Here is a 17,264-nt window from a genome sequence, read left to right as displayed (position 1 = left end):
GCCGTTCCCTCATCGTCCGCGCCGGACCGAGCCCGGTCGCGGTCCGTCGTAGTCCTGCTCGTGGCCCTGGCTGGACCGCAGCTGCCACGGCACGCTGGCGACCATCACGCCCGGAGTGAAGAGCAGCCGCGACTTCAGTCGCAGTGCAGACTGGTTGTGCAGCAGCTGTTCGTACCACCGGCCGACGACATACTCCGGGATGTAGACCATCACCACGTCGCGGGGGCTGTCCCGGCGAATCGTCTTGACGTACTTGATGATCGGGCGGGTGATCTCCCGGTATGGCGAGGAGATGGTCTTCAGCGTCACCGGAATCTCGCGCCGCTCCCATTCCTCCTGCAGAGCACGCGTGTCCTCGGGGTCGACGTCGACTGTGACCGCCTCGAGCACCGACGGCCGCGTGGCGCGGGCGTAGGCGAGCGCCCGCATGGCCGGCTTGTGCAGCTTGGAGACCAGCACGATCGCGTGGACGCGGGACGGCAGCAACTGGTCGTCGGCGGACTCCGCGAGCCGCAGCTCCTCGCTGACCCGGGTGTAATGGCGCCGGATCTGGACCATCAGCGCGAACAGCACGACCATCGCGGCCACTGCGTACCCCGCACCATGGGTGAACTTCGTCAGCAGCACGACGACGAGGACGGTCCCGGACATCGCTGCACCGACCGCGTTGATGACCCGCGCTCGCTTCATCCGGGCCGGTGCGGTCGGCGGATTCTCCGCCTTCAGGTTGCGGTTCCAGTGCCGGATCATGCCGATCTGGCTGGTGGTGAACGAGACGAACACGCCGACGATGTAGAGCTGGATGAGGCGGGTCGGTTCTGCGTCATACACGATGACCAGCAGCATGGCCATGCCGGCGAGGATCAGGATGCCGTTGGAGTAGGCCAGCCGGTCGCCGCGGGTGTGCAGCTGCCGGGGCAGCCACCCGTCGCGGGCGAGGATCGAGGCCAGCACCGGGAATCCGTTGAAGGCGGTGTTGGCGGCCAGCACGAGGATGACACCGGTCACGATGGCCAGGAAGACGATTCCGGGCGGGAAGCCGTGGAAGACCGCGTGCGACAGCTGGCCGAGCACGGTGTCCTCGTTGTAATGGGTGACCGGCTTTCCGTCCAGCAGCAGGTTGCCCGGGTGGTCCGGGTCCTGGATGTGTATGCCGGTCCAGTTGGCCAGCGTCACGATCGACACCAGCATGACGACCGAGATGGTCCCCATCAGCAACAGCGTGGTGCCGGCGTTCTTGCTCTTCGGCTTCTGGAACGCGGGCACGCCGTTGGAGATGGCCTCGACACCGGTCAGTGCCGCGCAACCGCTGGAGAAGGCCCGCAACAGCAGGAAGATCAGGGCGACCTGGCCGAGCGTGTCCATGTGCGGCTGCGGCGCCAGGGTGAACTTCGCGCTCTCGGACATCGGCAGGTCGCCGAGCAGCTTGCGGGCGGTGCCCACGATCGCCAGCCCGATGACGCCGATCATGAACAGATAGACGGGTATGGCGAAGAAGCTGCCCGACTCGCGCACACCGCGCAGGTTCATCGCGGTCAGCGCGACGATCAGGAAGACCGCCACGATCACCTCGTGACCGTGGATCGCCGGTAGCGCGGACGCGGCGTTCTGGACACCGGACGAGATCGACACCGCGACGGTGAGTGTGTAATCCACCAACAATGCCGATGCGACGGTCAACCCGGCCTTCGGCCCGAGGTTCGTCGTCGCGACCTCGTAGTCACCGCCACCGGACGGGTAGGCGTGCACGTTCTGTCGGTAGGACGCGACGACCACGGCCATGACGCAGACGACGCCGAGGGTGATCTGCCACGAGTGGGTGAAGGCGAACGAACCGCCGGCCAGCCCCAGGGTCAGCAGGATCTCGTCGGGCGCGTAGGCCACCGACGACAACGCATCACTTGCGAAGATCGGCAATGCGAGCTTCTTCGGCAGCAGAGTTTCGCCGAGTTTGTCGCTGCGCATCGCGCGACCGACGACGAGGCGCTTCAGTGCGCGACCGGTCCCAGACACAACGCGTGAGTGTATGACGCATCGCGCCGCAACCGGACATTCGCCACCTGCTGGGCACCGGCGAGTTTGCTCACATCCGCCGCGTGGGCCGTATGACGGCTCCGTCCGCGCGCTCGGGTAGCGTTCCCTCCGTGTACTTCGTGATCATGGGTTGTGGTCGTGTCGGCTCCATGCTGGCGCTGAGTTTGGAGAAGCACGGGCACGAGGTCGCAGTGATCGACCGCGACGAAGCGGCGTTCCGTCGTCTCGGGCCCAGCTTCGAGGGCTTGCGCGTCCCGGGCATCGGATTCGACCGCGACACGCTGCTGCGGTCCGGCATCAAGAAAGCCGACGCGTTCGCCGCCGTCAGCAGCGGTGACAACTCCAACATCCTGGCGGCGCGCGTGGCCCGCGAGACCTTCGGTGTGCAGAACGTCGTCGCGCGCATCTACGACCCGGGCCGTGCGGAGGTCTACGAGCGGCTCGGCATACCGACCGTTGCGACCGTGCGCTGGACCAGTGACCAGATCGTGCGCAAGATCCTGCCGCTGGGTGCGCTGCCGTTGCACACGGACGCCAGCGGCAAGGTGATGATCGCCGAGGTCCCGCCGCATCCGTCGTGGGTCGGCACGCCGTTGCGGCGCATCGAGGAGGCGACCGGCTCGCGGGTCGCCTATCTGACCCGACTCGGCGACGGCCTGGTGCCCGACGCGGATGCCGTCTTCCAGGAGGGCGATCTGCTGCAGCTGAGCCTCCCGGCCGACCGCGTGCAGCAGATCGAAGACACCCTCAAGTCCGTCAAACCGGTCGACTGACCCACGAAACAGCTGTAATCCCAAGGAGATTCATCAGATGCGAGTTGTTGTCGTCGGGGCCGGAAGCGTGGGGCGTTCCATCGCCCGCGAGTTGATCCTGCGTCACCACCAAGTGCTGATCATCGACAAGTATGCCGACGAGGACCGCTCCAGCGCTGTCCCCGAGGCGTCCTGGCTGCTGGCCGACGCGTGTGAGATGTCCACCCTCCGGGAGGCCAATCTGGAGACCTGCGAGGTCGTCGTCTGCGCGACCGGCGACGACAAGGTCAACCTCGTGGTCTCACTGCTGGCCAAGACCGAGTTCGGCATCAACCGCACCGTCGCTCGCGTGAACAACCCGAAGAACGAGTGGATGTTCGACGAGGCCTGGGGCGTCGATGTCGCGGTCTCGACGCCGCGCCTGATGACCGCGCTCGTCGAGGAGGCCGTCAGCGTCGGCGACCTGGTCCGCTTGTTCCAGTTCCAGCAGGGCAAGGCCACGATGGTCGAGATCACCGTGCCCGCCGACAGCCCCAACGTCGGTGTCGCGGTCGGTCAGCTGCAGCTGCCGCCGGACTGTGTGCTCGTCGGCATCATCCGCGACAACGTGCCGATGGCTCCGGACCAGTACGACGCCATCGAAGGTCTCGACGAGCTCTTGCTGCTCGCGACGCCCGAGGCCGAGCAATCGCTCGGCGCGGTGCTCACCGGTCGCCCGGCCGATCAGATCCGGACGCACTCCCCCGCCGGCGACTGAGTTTCGGCCAGCGCGTGCGGTGACAGCAGCGCCAATTATCTCGCTACTGTCGTCACTTTCTCGCCCGCTCGCGCCGGTTCAGGCAACAGGGTCGCTACTGTCGTCACTTTCTCGCGATACCAGCGCATTTCGGGCGACCAACTGGCGACAGTAGGCACTTCGGTGCCGGAACCTGAGCCGGAGGCTCAGCGCGACTTGATCTCGTACGACGGGTTGAAGATCGTCGGCGTCCCCTTGATGTAGGTGACGCGCCCGGTCACCTTCAGGTAGGTGCCCGGGTCGATGCCGGCTATCTTGCGCCGGCCGAGCCAGACGAGGTTCATCGTGCGGCTGCCGTCGTCCAGGTCGACGACCATGGCCGGCACCGAGTCGGCCCGCGGACGCAGGCTCACGCTGCGCACAGTGCCGCAGCAGCAGGCGATCGAACGGTCGGCCGCATCGCAGATCGGCGTCGCACCCATCTTGCGGGTCGAGGCCTGCAGGTCGTCGCTCTCCAGCAGGTCGTCCGACTTCGTCAACCGGTCAGTGACCTTGCCCAGGGACGTCTTCCAACTCATGCCGACTCCCTCGTGCCTCGGGCGTCGTCATTCGCCCGGAGTCCAATGAGCCGCTCGCTGCGCTCGCTCATGCCGACTCCCTCGTGCGTCGAGCGTCGTCATTTGTCCGGGGTTCGATAGACCGCTCGCTGCGCTCGCTCATGCCGACTCCCTCGTGCGTCGAGCGTCGTCATTTGTCCGGGGTTCGATGGGCCGCTCGCTGCGCTCGCTCATGTCAACGGACCTCGGTGATCTCCGGGCCGCGCTCGAACGGCTTGAAGTCGTCCGCAGTGTCCGACCGGTCGCCGGTCTGGTCCGGTTTGGCGTTCGGGTCCTGCTCCGCGGCGGCCTCGGCATCAGCCTGCGCCTGCACGTCCTGCGGGATCTGCAGCGGCAGCATCTCGCGCGGGGCGCGCGGCTCGCCACCGCGGGTCACGACCGTATGACGCAGGAACTCCACCAGCTGGTCGCCGGTGGCCTCGTCGATCGCGGCGTTGCCGGAGAGCACGGCGCGCAGGAACCAGCGCGGACCGTCGACACCGACGAAACGCGCCGGGGCGTAAGTGGTGCGACCGTCCGGGCCCTGCGTGGGCATCCGGGTGTGCAGCTCGATGCCGAGCGGCCCGAGCTTCTCCTCGGCGGTGCCACCGCCACCCAGCAGGTTGTCGGCGATCTCGTCACGGATGTCGTCCCAGACGCCCTTGCTCTTGGGCGCTGCGAAAGCCTGCACCTGGCACGCTGCGTCCTCCACGACGGCGGTGATGCCGGTGATCTCCTGGCCAGCGTCGTCGACGTCGAGCCGCAGCTCCATGCCGGCGATCGGCACGATCGCCACCGCACCGAAATCGAGGTGCCCGTCCAGGTCCTTGACCTCGGAGCGGTCGAACGGACCGGTCGACCGGTCCAGTTCGTAAGGGCGTGGCAGCCGGGCGGAGTCGACGTCCGAGTCCTCGGCCTCGTCGGCGCCGTCGGCCTCCTCGACAGCGGCGTCGTCCGAGCCGGTGTCGGCGTCGTCAGTGTCCGACTCCGCGACCTGATCGAGGTCGGTGTCCTGCTCGGCCTCGGTCGCTGCGTCGGCCGCGTCGGCCTGCATGTCCTTGGCCTTGCGCCGGAAGATTGCCACTGCGCTCGCGCCCCTTAGGTGGTTGTCGGTGTCGGTTGTGAGTGTTCGGTGGTCAGTGTTGATGGTCAGTGGCCGCCGAAGCCGCCGCTGTCCCCATGTCCAGTGTCGCCCCTGACCGAGTCGGGAAGCGAATCGACCGGTGCCCATTGCACGCCGACCACTTCCTGGACGACCAGTTGGGCGATCCGGTCCCCGCGGCGGACCGTGAACGGCTCGCGCGGATCGTGATTGATCAGGTTGACCTTGATCTCGCCGCGGTAACCGGCGTCCACCGTGCCGGGACCATTCAGTGTGGTGATGCCGTGACGAGCAGCGAGGCCCGACCGCGGGTGCACGAACGCGGCATACCCCTCCGGCAGCGCGATCGCGACTCCCGTTGCGATCATTGCGCGTTCGCCCGGAGCGATCGTCACATCCTCGCGCGCGTGCAGGTCCGCGCCGGCGTCACCCGGTCGCGCGTATGACGGCAGCGGCAGCTCGGGGTCGAGCTGCCGCACCGCCACCCGCAGTTGTTGCATGTGTCAGGCCGCGCACTCGGTGCAGACCGGCAGTCCGCCGACTTCCTTCGCCAGCTGGCTGCGGTGGTGCACCAGGAAGCACTTGGAGCAGGTGAACTCGTCGTTCTGACGCGGAATCACCTGGACCGAGAGCTCCTCGCCCGACAGGTCGGCACCGGGCAGCTCGAAGCCTTCGGCCTGCTCGGTCTCGTCGACGTCGACGTTGGACGTGCTCTTGTCGTTGCGGCGTGCCTTCAACTCCTCGATCGAGTCGTTCTCGAGGTCGTCGTCGTTCTTTCGTGGAGCGTCGTAATCTGTTGCCATCGCGTGCCTTTCCCTCTCGTCATCGCCCCTGTCTGCACCGCGGGGCGGAAGTTTTCTTGGTCTTCGGCCGCAATAACGCTGGACGCTCGCGTTTTGTGCCCGGACCGCGGGGATTTTGCCCCATCAGCGGACCGCGCGCGCACGCGGGGTCCGGACGAGGCGGAAATCCGGCTCGAGATCGAGCCTCAGCGGTCGACCAGCGGGGCCAGTTGCGCCACCTGTTCGGCGCCGCCGGCGACGACCAGATCGGCGGTCGGCGCACCGCCCTGACGACCCTGGACGACGCCACCTGCCTCGGTCGCGATGAGCCAGCCGGCCGCGAGGTCCCAGGGGTTCAGGCCCGCCTCGTAGTAACCGTCCAGCCGACCGGCGGCCACCGAACAGAGGTCGAGCGCAGCACTACCCGCCCTCCGGATGTCCCGCACCCGCCCGATCACCTCGGCAGCGAGCGCCGCCTGCCGCTTGCGCTTGTCGACGTCGTACCCGAACCCGGTCGCCACCAGACTCAGTGCCAGGTCGCCCTGCGCCGTCACGTGCATGGCGGACGAGCGACCGGCGAAGTCCAGGAACGCCCCACGGCCGAGCCCGGCATGGAACAGCTCATCCGTGACGGGGTTGAGCACCGCACCGGCGACCGGACGCCACGCACCGGGCGTGTGCACGTCGCCGACACAGGCCGCGACGGACACGGCATACGCCGGCAGCCCGTAGAGGTAGTTGACGGTGCCGTCGATCGGGTCGACGACCCAGGTGATGCCGGTCTCCGAGGGCCGCGACGCACCCTCCTCGCCCAGCAGCCCGTCATCGGGTCGGGCGGCCTCGAGCCGGGTGCGCAGCAGTTCCTCGCTGCGCTTGTCCATGACCGTGACCACGTCGGTCTCGGTGCTCTTGGTGGCGGCCACGCCGAGGTGCTCGGGTCGCTCGTCGACGATCAGGTCTCCGGCCTCGCGCGCGATCGTGCACGCGATGGTCTCCAGGTCGGCGATCTCGTCGGCCGACAGCTGCGGCTCCCCCGCGGTCATCGTCATCAGTCCCGTCCGCAGGCGGCCGGTTTGGCCAGCCGTAGGTTGGGACAGCAACCGGCCGCGCAGACCGACGGCATCGCCTCACCGGGCCAGGCGAGGGCGTCGACCCGTTCGCCGCGTGCTTCGGCGGCGCGTTCCTCGACCAGGTCGACCAGACCCATGACGAACTCGGCGTCGGTGCCGACGGTCGGGACCCGCGTCATCCGCAGGCCGACCTCCGCCGCGGTCTCGGCGGCCTCCGTGTCCAGGTCGTGCACGACCTCCATGTGGTCGGAGACGAAACCGATCGGTGCGACCACCACGTCCGTGATGCCGCTGCCGGCGAGCTGCCGCAGGTGGTCGTTGACGTCCGGTTCGAGCCAGGGCTGCTCGGGTCTACCCGAGCGGGAGCAGAAGACGAGCGCACCGCGCAGGTCGCGGTCCAAGGTGATGCCCGCCTCGTCGAGGATGACGTGCGCGATCTCGTCGTGCTGGTGCTCGTAGAGGTTGCCCTCCCCGTCACCCGGCCCGGACGTGTCGTCCATGGCGGTCGGGATCGAATGCGTCACGAAGACGACCCGCAGTTTGTCGTCGTCGTCCTGGCCGCTGGCGCGGACCGCGTCGGTGACCAGTCGGGCATTGACCCGGGCGAAGCTCGGATGTGTGGCGTACTGGCGGATCTTGTCGACCTGCAGGCTGCGGCCCTCGTCGGCGAGCTGCTCCAGTGCCTCGGCGATGTCCTCGCGGTACTGCCGGCACGAGCTGTATGACGAGTAGGCGCTCGTCGTGACCACCAGCAACCGCTCGGCGCCGGAGTCCTGCGCACCACGCAGCACATCCGGCAGGAACGGTTCGCTGTTGCGGTTGGCGACCAGCACCGGCGTGGAGAAACCGCGCCGCCGCAGCTCGGCACGGATGGCCTGCTGCAGGGCACGGGTCTGCCCGTTGATCGGACTGCGGCCGCCGCGTGCGTAGTAGTGCTCGGCGACCTCCGCCAGCCGCTCGTCCGGTATGCCGCGCCCACCGGTCACCCGGCGCAGGAACGGCATGACCTCGTCCTCGCCCTCGGGTCCACCGAAGGACAGGACCAGCACTGCGTCATACGGCTCGAGCGCCAGCGACTCGGCGGCCGGCTCACCGGCCGGCTGTGGCGATTCTTCGGTGACGGGCAGCGGCTCGGCGGGGGCCTGGGGCCGGTCGGGTCGCGCGGTCGGCTCTGGGGGCTCCGCGATCGGCGAGGACATGGATGCGCTCCTGGCGAGAGACGTGAAGAGGCCGCCCCGGAATGGTCGGCAGAAGCCAGCGTACGACGCCCAACCGGCCGCCCTCCGGCGCGCCCTGCGGGGTCGACACGGCGCGTCGTGGCATGGTTGGCTGCGGCTGATTGCAGCGGCGCTGCAGCTGCCGACGGATCCGAGCTGGACTCGGTGCACCACCGGCTACCTGGGAGAGACGCACATGCGGGAGTTGCGACTGGTCGGCGTCCACGACGACGGCGAGCACCTGCTACTTACCGAAGACGGCGAGGACCGTTTCACGGTGCCCATCGACGACGCCCTGCGGTCGACCGTGCGCCGCGCCGTGCCGACCCCGTCAGCCGATGTCGACGACGTGCCGGTCCCCGAGGAACTCCGGCCGCGCGACGTGCAGGCGTTGTTGCGTGCCGGGGTGTCCGTCGCCGATGTCGCCGAACGAGCCGGCTGGACCGCCGAGAAGGTTCGTCGTTACGAGGGGCCGATCCGCGCCGAGCGCGACCACATCGCCGGGCTTGCTCGCGCGATCCCGGTCGGCAGCGGCGCCGGCGGCCGCGCCGAGACGACCTTCGGCGAACGCGCCGAACGCCGGTTGGACGGCCGTGGCGTCGACCCGGACGCCGTGATCTGGGACTCCTGGCGAGGGCGCGTCGGCGACTGGACCGTCCTGTGCAGCTTTCCCGCCGGCGGTCGGCCACGACGCGCCACCTGGCACTTCGACGTACGCAGCCGCACCCTCGAACCGACCGACGACGAGGCTCGCTGGCTGGGCGAGGACGAGAACTCCCCCGGTCCGCTCTCGACCGGCCGGGATGCGTCCGTCTATGACGTGGAGGCCGAGGGCGGCCTGAACGCCGCGCGCGGCACCCAGGTGCGCCGGGTACGCGGCGGGCGGACCTCCGCGACCGCAATGCCCCAGCAGCCCGCACCCGCGGCGAGGACGACTCGAGCGAAGTCATCGCCCGGATCCGCCGGCAAGGACTCAGGTAAGGACTCGGCCAAGGACTCCGGCAAGAACCCCGACAAGGGCCCGGGCAGGGACTCCGCTGAGAGCGGCGAGCGACCCGTCGACCTGGTCGCCGCGATGCGTGAGCGGTCCAAGAACCGCCGTCGCAAGGGTCGTGCCGCGGCTCAGCAGGACTTCCCCGAGGACGCCGCTCCGCGCGAGCAATTGGACACCAGCGGCGAGGCGCCCCCGCTCGGATCGCATCCTCGCGAGGAGGAACTCGCCGACGCGGACGACGCGACCCCTGCGAAGCAGCAGCACGCGGAGGCCAAGCCGTCCGTCGAGGATCTCGGTCACGACCCGGTCACCGGCACCGCTGACCTCTTCGCGGATCTGCCCCCGGACGAGGACGCCGGGACCGGGAGCGATGGCGGATCCACGACCGAGCAGGTCGAGCCCGCCGGCTCCGACGACGAGTCCGACGTCACCACGCACGACGCCGCGGCCGGAACGCAGCCCGATTCCGACGCCGAGCCCGAGGACCACGACGCACCGGTCACATCGGACAAGAACACCGAAACGAAGAAGGCGGATCCGCCACGGCCCCAAGCCGTTTCGCGCGATGACCGCACAGAGGTGCCCGACCGGCCGAGTTCGGCACGCAAGGGTCGACCGAGCGTCCCCAGCTGGGACGACATCATGTTCGGGCGCCGCCCCGGGCGGGACTGACCCCGACGGTCGGAGCTACCGCCAGCCGCCGGGACGCGGCTGGCGTCGACCGTCGTCGTCGCCGGGTTCGTCCGGCCGGTGCCGGGACACCGCACTGCGGCGCACGCTGATCGTCTCCGCCTGATCATCCGGTCGATCGTCACCCGGTCGCTGCGGCGGGGGCGCCGCAACCGGACGCGTCCGGCCCTCACCGCGCGGGTCGTAGGGGTATGTCGGCTGGTCGTCATACGGCCCGGGGGTGTCGTACGGCACCGGCTCGGTGTCCTGCCGCGGTCCCGGCGGACCGGCCGGCCGGCCGCTCGGATGGTCGCCGGGACGACGGGGACGCGGGACGGCCTCACGGACCCGGCCCGGCACCGGCAACGAACGCCCACTGGTCCAGATGAGTACGACGCTCGCCCACGCCACCAGGACGACGGCGGCGATGATCATGCCGAGTGTGGCGTCCGTCGGGATGGCGACCGCGATGATGCCGCCGATGACCCACGACAGCTGCAGCAACGTCTCGGAGCGCCCGAAGACGCTGGTGCGCATGTGCTCCGGCACGGTGTCCTGGATCTGCGAGTCCAGGGCGAGCTTGCCGAGCTGCTGACTCGTGCCGGCCACGAAGCCGACCGCGGTCGCGGTCCACACCGTGAAGTGGGCTGCCGCGATCACCACCATCACCGCATCGGCGATGAGCGTCGCGAGGACGATCGTCTTCGGTGACGCGATCTTCAGTGCCGCACCGGCGACCGTGCCGACCGAGTTGCCGGCACCGGCGGCACCGAGCACGAGAGCCAGCAGCAACGTTTCCTTGCCGCCCCAACCGGGGAACGGGTGGCTGCGCACCAGGAACGCGAGAAAGATCGTCAGGAAGCCGGACAGCCAGCGCAGGCCGGTGTTGGCGCGCAACGCCGTGACGACGGCCGGACCGATCCCGCGTCCGGTCGCCTTGCCCGTGGTCAGCCCGGACGGCGCCGGCTTCTCGCCGACGCTCGAATCCACCCGTGGCGGCAGCAGGATCGCCAGCACCGTGCCGATCGCGAAGAGCAACGCACCCACGCGCATGGCCCATTCGCCGCCGCCCAGCTTGGCGGCGCCACCGGCCAGCGCGCCCGCCATACCGGCACCGACGACACCGGCCAGGGACATCCGTCCGTTCGCCTTGACGAGCGTGAGCTGATCGGGCAACAGGCGCGGGGTGGCCGCCGAACGGGTCACCAGATAGGCCTTCGAGGCGATGAGCACTCCCATGGCCAGCGGGAAGAGCCAGAACGAGTCGTCGGCGATCGCCCCGGCGAGCACCCAGCACAGGAAGGCGCGGATGGCGAGGGTGAAGCCGATCGCCCACCGGCGGCCGTGGCTGAAGCGGTCCAGCAGTGGACCGATCAGGGGTGCCAGGACAGCGAACGGGAGCATGGTGAAGCAGAGGAAGAACAGCACCTGACCCTTGGCCTGTGCCGAGGAGACCGAGAAGAACACCGTCCCGGCCAGGCCGATGGTCAGTGCGGCATCGCCCGCAGAACTGAACGCATGGACCTGGATCAGCCGCGCGAGCCCGCTCTCGCCCGCACCCTGTGCCTCGCTGGCCTTGCGGGCGGCATACACCGTCTTCTTGCTGGCGAGTGCGGTGAGTCGTGCCATCGCTCCCGCGCCGCGGACGACTCCGCGGCCGGCGGCCAGCGCCGTCTCCCGGCCGCCGTGCTGGGCGTCGGCGACGTCGTCCGGACGCGCGTCAGCCGGACCGCTCGCGGCATCCGGACGGTATGGCGCCTGCTCCTGGGTCCGGTCCGCTCGCGGTGCCGCGGCAGGCCCGGGCCGCCCGGGCGCCCGTCCGGCCCAGGGGTCGTTCGGGGACACACCGGGAGGCGTTCGTCGGCCCGGCGGCATCGGCCGCGTGCGCGACGACTGCTGGACGGGTTCGGTGAAAGCCCGGTCACGTTCGTCGCGCCGGCGTTGCCTGCCGGAGCGCCCGTCACGTGTCATGTACCCATCATGCCAAGTGGCCCTGCCGGATGGGACGTCATCGGGTCTCGCGGCTCGCTGAATCCGCCTGCGAGCCCGGCAGTGGGCAGAGGTCGAGATCGAACGGCAGCACCTGGGCGGACACGGACTGGGTACGGGCGGCGTGGGACGTCATACGGCGCATGTAGTGCCGGCGGCAGAGGACTTCGTACTCCACGACGGCCGGGCTGCCCTGCGCGGTGTCACCGACCACGACCTGCTCACCCTCGACCACCATGTCGCCGTCGACGACCCGGGCGTTGTGGGTGGCGCGCTTGCCGCACCAGCACAGGGCCTCGACCTGCGGGACCTGGGTGCGGTCGGCGAGCTCGATCAGCCGCCGCGAGCCGGGGAACAGCTGGGCGCGGAAGTCGGCGGTGATGCCGAAGGTGAAGACGTCGATGTTCATCTCGTCGACCAGTCGGGCGAGCTGCTCCACCTGCAGCGGCGTGTAGAACTGCGCCTCGTCACAGATCAGGTAGTCGATGACCCGGCCACCGGTCGCCTGTTCGACGACGATCTCCCAGAAGTCGAGCGAGTCCTCGACCTCGATCGCCTCGTGCGACAACCCCAATCGGGAGGACAGCACCGCGGAACCGGCCCGGTCCAGCTTGCTGAAGACCAGACCGCGGCGGCCGCGGGCCCGGTGGTTGTGGTCCATCTGGAGGGCGAGCGTGGACTTGCCGCAGTCCATCGTGCCGGAGAAGAAGACGAGTTCAGCCACGAACGGACACCCTACGAGGCGCCTCGGGTCGGTCACTCACCGTGCCGGGAGATGGATGAACGGGACCTGCAGTTCGGCATCGGTCAGCGAGCCATGCTGCCCGATCAGGCTGACGATCCGCGGGTTCATCACGCGCGTGTCGACGAACCCGATCGGCGCCTGCACCGCGACGATCACATCACCGAACCGCGGCAACACCTCCGGCGTCACCGGACCGAAAAGGCCTGCGGTCACTGCTTCGTCACGGGTCATCACCCATCCGTCGGCACCGACTCGCGCCGTCCAGGTCGCCGCCACGTCGTCGGCGGCGCCGGGTCGGCAGTAGAGCTGCAGGCCGCGCGGTTCCCCGCCGACCAACTCGACGCCGGCACGCAGTTCGCGGTCGCGCGCGATGTCGGTCTTGGCGGCGTCCGGCACGTCGACCATGCCGTGGTCGGCGGTGACGGTGAGCGACGTGTCGTCCGGTAGTCGGGCGCGCAGCCGCCGCAATTCGCCGTCGAGCAGTTCGACCGCCTCGCCCCACTGCCACGACTCGCACCCGTGCTGGTGACCAGTGCGGTCCACGTCGCCCCAGTAGAGATAGACCAGCGCGCGCGGGGTGGCGCGCGCGGCCTTGACCGCGGCGTCGACCGCGGACGGCAGGTCGCGGGCGCCGGCGAACCGGGCACCGCGCAACGCAGATGTCGTCAGGCCCGAGCCGTCGAACTTCGCCGGACCGACCATCGTCACGGGCACGCCGGCAGCAACCGTCTGCTCGAAGACCGTCGGATGCGGCTGCCATTGCTTGGGATCCGGGCCGTCGATCCAGTCCAGTTCGTTGAAGAGCCGGTCGGTGCCCGGTGCCCGCACCTGGTACCCCGCCAGCCCGTGCGTGCCCGGAGGCAGGCCGGTGCCGAAGGTGCCCATGCTGGTCGCCGTCGTGGACGGAAAGCCCGCCGTCAACACACCCGGTATGGCGGGGTCCTGACCGGCCGCCGCCATACGCAGGAACGGCGCATGTCCCGAACGGCGCCGCAGCAGATCGGCGCCCAGCCCGTCGGCGAGCACGACGACGGCACGCTTCGCCTCCGGAAGCGGTGCTGCGGTCGCCGCCGGGTGCAGGTCCGGACCGCCCAGGGATCCGACGACACGAGGCAACACACCGGCCAGGCCTCCGCCGTCGTATGACGGGGGTGTCCCCCAGCTCACCGGCGGGTCACCGACCGATGGCGGCCGACAAGGCCGTCGAAAATGCCTGTGCCTGCTGCAGATTGGCATCGCCGTCGGCGTCAGCGCTCACGCGGACGGTTACGTCGTCGCCGGTGATGGTGCCCTCGTAGCCGTGGTCCGCGTCGCAGGTCGGGTCGGCACAGTTGGCCGGCAGCAGGTCGACGCGGGACACCGCACCCCAGGAGATCGTCAGCGTGACCTCGCGACCGAAGGAGCCCTCGACATACTTCTCGGGGTCGGGTACGACCCGGGCGAGCATCACCCCGCGGACGCAGGACAGTGGCACGGTTTCGCTGGTGGCCGTCGCGACCATCCCGAGGTGCTGCACCGGCGAGTCCGGCGTGGGCGCGTGGTCGTCGGCGTGCGCCAGGATCAGCCGGCTGCCGGTGAGGACGAAGACCGTGACGTGGCGTCGAACCGTCTCGTTGTCGATCGTCGTCTCCGCGTGCACCAAATGCGACGTGACGCTCTCGGTGCCCACCGCGGCGGCCACCACGTCCGCCACCAGCAACGGGAAATAGCCCGCCTGCTCGATGTCGGCGAGGAGCACGGCCGGCAACGCCGACGCGGTGATCTGCTTACTGGACGAAGACATAGCCGTCATTGTCGCAGGTCCGCCATCCGGTCGAAGGACGGCTTGAGCATCGGCGACGACCGGTGGCCGAACGACGAACCCGGCTGTCAGGTCTTGGGCAGGGACCGGCGTCCGGAGTCGGTGCGCAGCACGGGCGGCGCGACCGTCACCTCGGCGCCGAGCACCTCCAGGCCGCCGCCATGGGTGTTGACCGGATTGAGTTCCAGGGACGCGACATCCGGCAGGTGCTCGGCCAGCACCGAGATCCGTGCGATGACGTCCTCCAACGCCGCCTGGTCGACCGCGAGCCCGCCGCCACGACCGTGCAACAGCGGTGCGGCCCGGACCGAGTTGATCAGGTCGCGCACGTCCACCTCGGTCAGTGGCGGGATGCGATAGGCGACGTCGCCCATCACCTCCGTGGGCGCTCCGGCGAGACTGAACCGCACCACCGGTCCGAACAGCGGGTCCTCCCCCGTCGTCACGACGCAAGGTATGCCGGGGACCGCCATACGTTGCACGACAAGGCGATTGGCGTGCAGAGGTGCCAGCCGCTCGTCGAGAGTCAGGTAGGCGTCCCGCACCGCCTCCGCGGTCGTGAGGTCGACCCGGACCGCGGTGACCGGCTGGGTGCGGACCAGCGGTGACACCGACTTGACCACGACCGGATAGCCCAGCTGGTCCGCGACCCGCACCGCGTCCTCGGCGGATCGCACGGGGGTGTGCGGCCACACCTCGACGCCGTATGCCGCGAGCAGCTCGTGCACCTCCGCGGGCGTCAGCTGCCGACCGTCGGGCGAGGCTTCCAGGACCCGGTCGACCAGCCGCTCGGCAGCGGCACGGTCGATGCCGTCCGGGAGCACCGGCGCGCCCCGGTCGGTCGCGCGCCACTCGCCGTACCGGGTGGCTGCCGCGAGCGCTCGGACACCGTCCTCCGGCACCGTGTAGGCGGGCACGAATCGCTCGACCTGGGTCTGCGGGTCGGGCGCGGACAGCGCGTCACTGACGCCGCTGATGCCGAGAAACGTTGTCAAGCAAGGCTTCTCGTGCCGCGCGGACACGGTGGCGAGCGTCGCGGCCAGGCTGATGCCCTCGATGATGAGGGGCTGCATCAGCGCGGTGACGACACTGTCGACATCGGGGTCTGCGAATGCCGCCTCGAGCGCCGCTTCCAGTTGCGCCGGCGTGCAGTCGGCCGGCAGGTTGACCGGGCCGTGGGTGATCTGCAGGCCCCAACTGACCGCGTTGTCCGCCGCCAGCGCGCCGAGTGCGTCGGAGTTGCCGACGATCGCCACGTGCGGACCCCGAGGGATCGGCTGGTTGACCACCAACTGCGCGACATCGAACATCTGGTGCAGGTTCTCCACGCGTATGACGCCCGCCTGCCGCAGCATCGACTTGAACGCATCCGGCGAGGTGTGGGTGGGGCGGACCCGGTGGCCGGGTGGCACGCCATACGAGGAGACACCGGACTTCACCACGATGACCGGTTTCTGCAGCGACAGTCGGCGCGCGATTCTCGAGAACTTGCGCGGGTTGCCCATCGACTCCAGGTAGAGCCCGACCGCCTCGGTGCGCGGATCGTCCATCCAGCCCTGCATGACGTCGTTGCCCGAGACATCGGCGCGGTTGCCGGTCGAGACGAAGTCGGTCAGCCCGAGTCCGCGGCGATCGGCGAAATCGAGGACCGCGATGCCGAGCGCACCGCTCTGCGCGAAGAGGCCGAAACTGCCGTTGCCCGGCATCTCGGGGGCGAGGGTGGCGTTCATCCGGACGTCGTCGCGGGTGTTGATCAGCCCGAAGGAGTTGGGACCGGCCACGCGCATGCCGTGCCGGCGCGCGGTGCGGACGAGTTCGTCCTGCAGCCGCGCACCCTCCGGTCCGGCCTCGGCGAACCCGGCGGAGATCACCACGAGCGCCTTCACCCCATGCTCGGCGCAGTCGTGCACCACCTGCATCACCTCGGCGGCGGGCACCGCGATGACGACCAGCTCGGCCGGTCCGGGCAACGCGTCGACGCTGGGATGCACTGTCACGTCACGGATCTCGTGATGGACATTGCGGTTGACGGCATACAGGGCACCGGTGAAGCCGCCGGCCTGCAGGTGGTCGAAGACACCTCGGCCGACCCCGGTCGGTGCGGCGCCGACGCCGACGACGGCGATCGACGAGGGCGCCAGCAACGAACGCATGCTGCGGGCCTCGGCACGCTGCTCACGGGCAGCGCGCACGGCCTGTGACTGCTCGGTCGGCTCGATCCGGAAGGACAGCGCGATGACGCCGTCGTCGAAGCGTCGTTGCACGGCGAAGCCGGCATCGGTGAACACCGACATCATCTTGTGGTTCTGCGGCAGGACATCCGCGACGAACTCCTCGACGCCCGCCTCCGCGCCGATCTCGGCCAGGTGCTCCAGCAGCACCGAGCCGACACCGCGACCCTGGAAGTCGTCGGCGATGTTGAAGGCGACCTCGGCCCGGGGACCGTCCGGTCCGGTGAGTCGGTCGTAGCGGGCGACCCCGACCATCCGGCCGCCCGCCTCGACGATGAGCGCGACCCGCTGGACGTAGTCGACATTGGCGAACCTGGTCGCCTCACGGTCCGACAGATGCTTCAGCGGGGCGAAGAAACGCAGGTAGATCGACTCGTCGGACTGTCGGTCGTGGAACTCCTTGAGCAGCTCCACGTCGTCCGGCCGGATGGGGCGCACCTGGGCGACCGATCCGTCCCGCAGCACGACATCGGCTTCCCAATCCCGTGGGTAGCCCGGCGGCAGCTCGCCCGCGGACATGTCGTCGGTCGAGTTCATGACCCGAGC

General features: G+C 69.6%; 15 protein-coding genes. 3 read left to right on the top strand and 12 right to left on the bottom strand.

The annotated features are described in order from the left end of the window. Positions 1-9: 9 nt before the first annotated feature. Positions 10-2,013, bottom strand: coding sequence for an APC family permease (locus tag ACZ50J_RS09095; protein WP_464300952.1), 2,004 nt, complete (start codon positions 2,011-2,013; stop codon positions 10-12). Between the two features lie 131 nt (positions 2,014-2,144). Between ACZ50J_RS09095 and ACZ50J_RS09090 the strand changes: the two genes are divergently transcribed. Together ACZ50J_RS09090 and ACZ50J_RS09085 are read left to right on the top strand one after the other, a co-directional pair. Continuing rightward, complete coding sequence (locus ACZ50J_RS09090; RefSeq protein WP_464300951.1) at positions 2,145-2,807, top strand: potassium channel family protein; 663 nt, start codon at positions 2,145-2,147, stop codon at positions 2,805-2,807. Positions 2,808-2,844: 37 nt separating this feature from the next. Further along, a complete protein-coding gene (locus tag ACZ50J_RS09085) occupies positions 2,845-3,543 on the top strand; it encodes a potassium channel family protein (protein ID WP_464300950.1) in 699 nt (232 codons plus the stop codon). Between the two features lie 185 nt (positions 3,544-3,728). Here ACZ50J_RS09085 and ACZ50J_RS09080 read toward each other — a convergent pair whose 3' ends face one another. From ACZ50J_RS09080 to ACZ50J_RS09055, 6 genes are all read right to left on the bottom strand, one after another. Next, positions 3,729-4,100, bottom strand: a complete 372-nt coding sequence (locus ACZ50J_RS09080) for an OB-fold nucleic acid binding domain-containing protein (protein ID WP_464300949.1) — start codon at positions 4,098-4,100, stop codon at positions 3,729-3,731. A 214-nt stretch (positions 4,101-4,314) separates the two neighbouring features. Then, complete coding sequence (locus tag ACZ50J_RS09075) at positions 4,315-5,202, bottom strand: DUF3710 domain-containing protein (RefSeq protein ID WP_464300948.1); 888 nt, start codon at positions 5,200-5,202, stop codon at positions 4,315-4,317. Positions 5,203-5,267: 65 nt separating this feature from the next. After that, positions 5,268-5,720, bottom strand: coding sequence for a dUTP diphosphatase (gene dut / locus ACZ50J_RS09070; RefSeq protein WP_464300947.1), 453 nt, complete (start codon positions 5,718-5,720; stop codon positions 5,268-5,270). Between the two features lie 3 nt (positions 5,721-5,723). Continuing rightward, complete coding sequence (locus ACZ50J_RS09065; RefSeq protein WP_464300946.1) at positions 5,724-6,023, bottom strand: DUF4193 domain-containing protein; 300 nt, start codon at positions 6,021-6,023, stop codon at positions 5,724-5,726. A gap of 185 nt (positions 6,024-6,208) precedes the next feature. Further along, the gene (locus tag ACZ50J_RS09060) at positions 6,209-7,051 is read right to left on the bottom strand and encodes an inositol monophosphatase family protein (RefSeq protein ID WP_464300945.1); all 843 of its coding nucleotides are present in this window, start codon (positions 7,049-7,051) and stop codon (positions 6,209-6,211) included. Then, positions 7,051-8,271 carry a ferrochelatase gene (locus tag ACZ50J_RS09055; protein WP_464300944.1) on the bottom strand — a complete coding sequence of 407 codons (1,221 nt, stop codon included), beginning with the start codon at positions 8,269-8,271 and terminating at the stop codon, positions 7,051-7,053. Before ACZ50J_RS09055 ends, ACZ50J_RS09060 begins: the two co-directional genes overlap by 1 nt. 214 nt (positions 8,272-8,485) lie before the next feature. Between ACZ50J_RS09055 and sepH the strand changes: the two genes are divergently transcribed. After that, a complete protein-coding gene (gene sepH, locus ACZ50J_RS09050; protein WP_464300943.1) occupies positions 8,486-9,955 on the top strand; it encodes a septation protein SepH in 1,470 nt (489 codons plus the stop codon). A gap of 15 nt (positions 9,956-9,970) precedes the next feature. Here sepH and ACZ50J_RS09045 read toward each other — a convergent pair whose 3' ends face one another. The 5 genes from ACZ50J_RS09045 to ACZ50J_RS09025 form a co-directional block, all read right to left on the bottom strand. Continuing rightward, positions 9,971-11,923: an MFS transporter gene (locus tag ACZ50J_RS09045; RefSeq protein ID WP_464300942.1), complete on the bottom strand. Its 1,953-nt coding sequence runs from the start codon at positions 11,921-11,923 to the stop codon at positions 9,971-9,973. A 37-nt stretch (positions 11,924-11,960) separates the two neighbouring features. Beyond that, positions 11,961-12,665, bottom strand: coding sequence for a thymidine kinase (locus ACZ50J_RS09040; protein WP_464300941.1), 705 nt, complete (start codon positions 12,663-12,665; stop codon positions 11,961-11,963). A 36-nt stretch (positions 12,666-12,701) separates the two neighbouring features. Next, positions 12,702-13,853 (bottom strand): alkaline phosphatase family protein, encoded by a 1,152-nt coding sequence (locus ACZ50J_RS09035; RefSeq protein WP_464300940.1) that lies wholly within the window; start codon positions 13,851-13,853, stop codon positions 12,702-12,704. 7 nt (positions 13,854-13,860) lie between these two features. Beyond that, positions 13,861-14,469: a DUF5998 family protein gene (locus tag ACZ50J_RS09030; protein ID WP_464300939.1), complete on the bottom strand. Its 609-nt coding sequence runs from the start codon at positions 14,467-14,469 to the stop codon at positions 13,861-13,863. An 86-nt stretch (positions 14,470-14,555) separates the two neighbouring features. After that, positions 14,556-17,255 (bottom strand): bifunctional acetate--CoA ligase family protein/GNAT family N-acetyltransferase, encoded by a 2,700-nt coding sequence (locus ACZ50J_RS09025; RefSeq protein WP_464300938.1) that lies wholly within the window; start codon positions 17,253-17,255, stop codon positions 14,556-14,558. Positions 17,256-17,264: the final 9 nt, after the last annotated feature.

It is taken from the genome of Flexivirga sp. G2, from assembly GCF_055397625.1.
The sequence above is the reverse complement of the archived record's forward strand: the minus strand, read 5'-3'. Positions and strand labels throughout refer to the sequence as shown.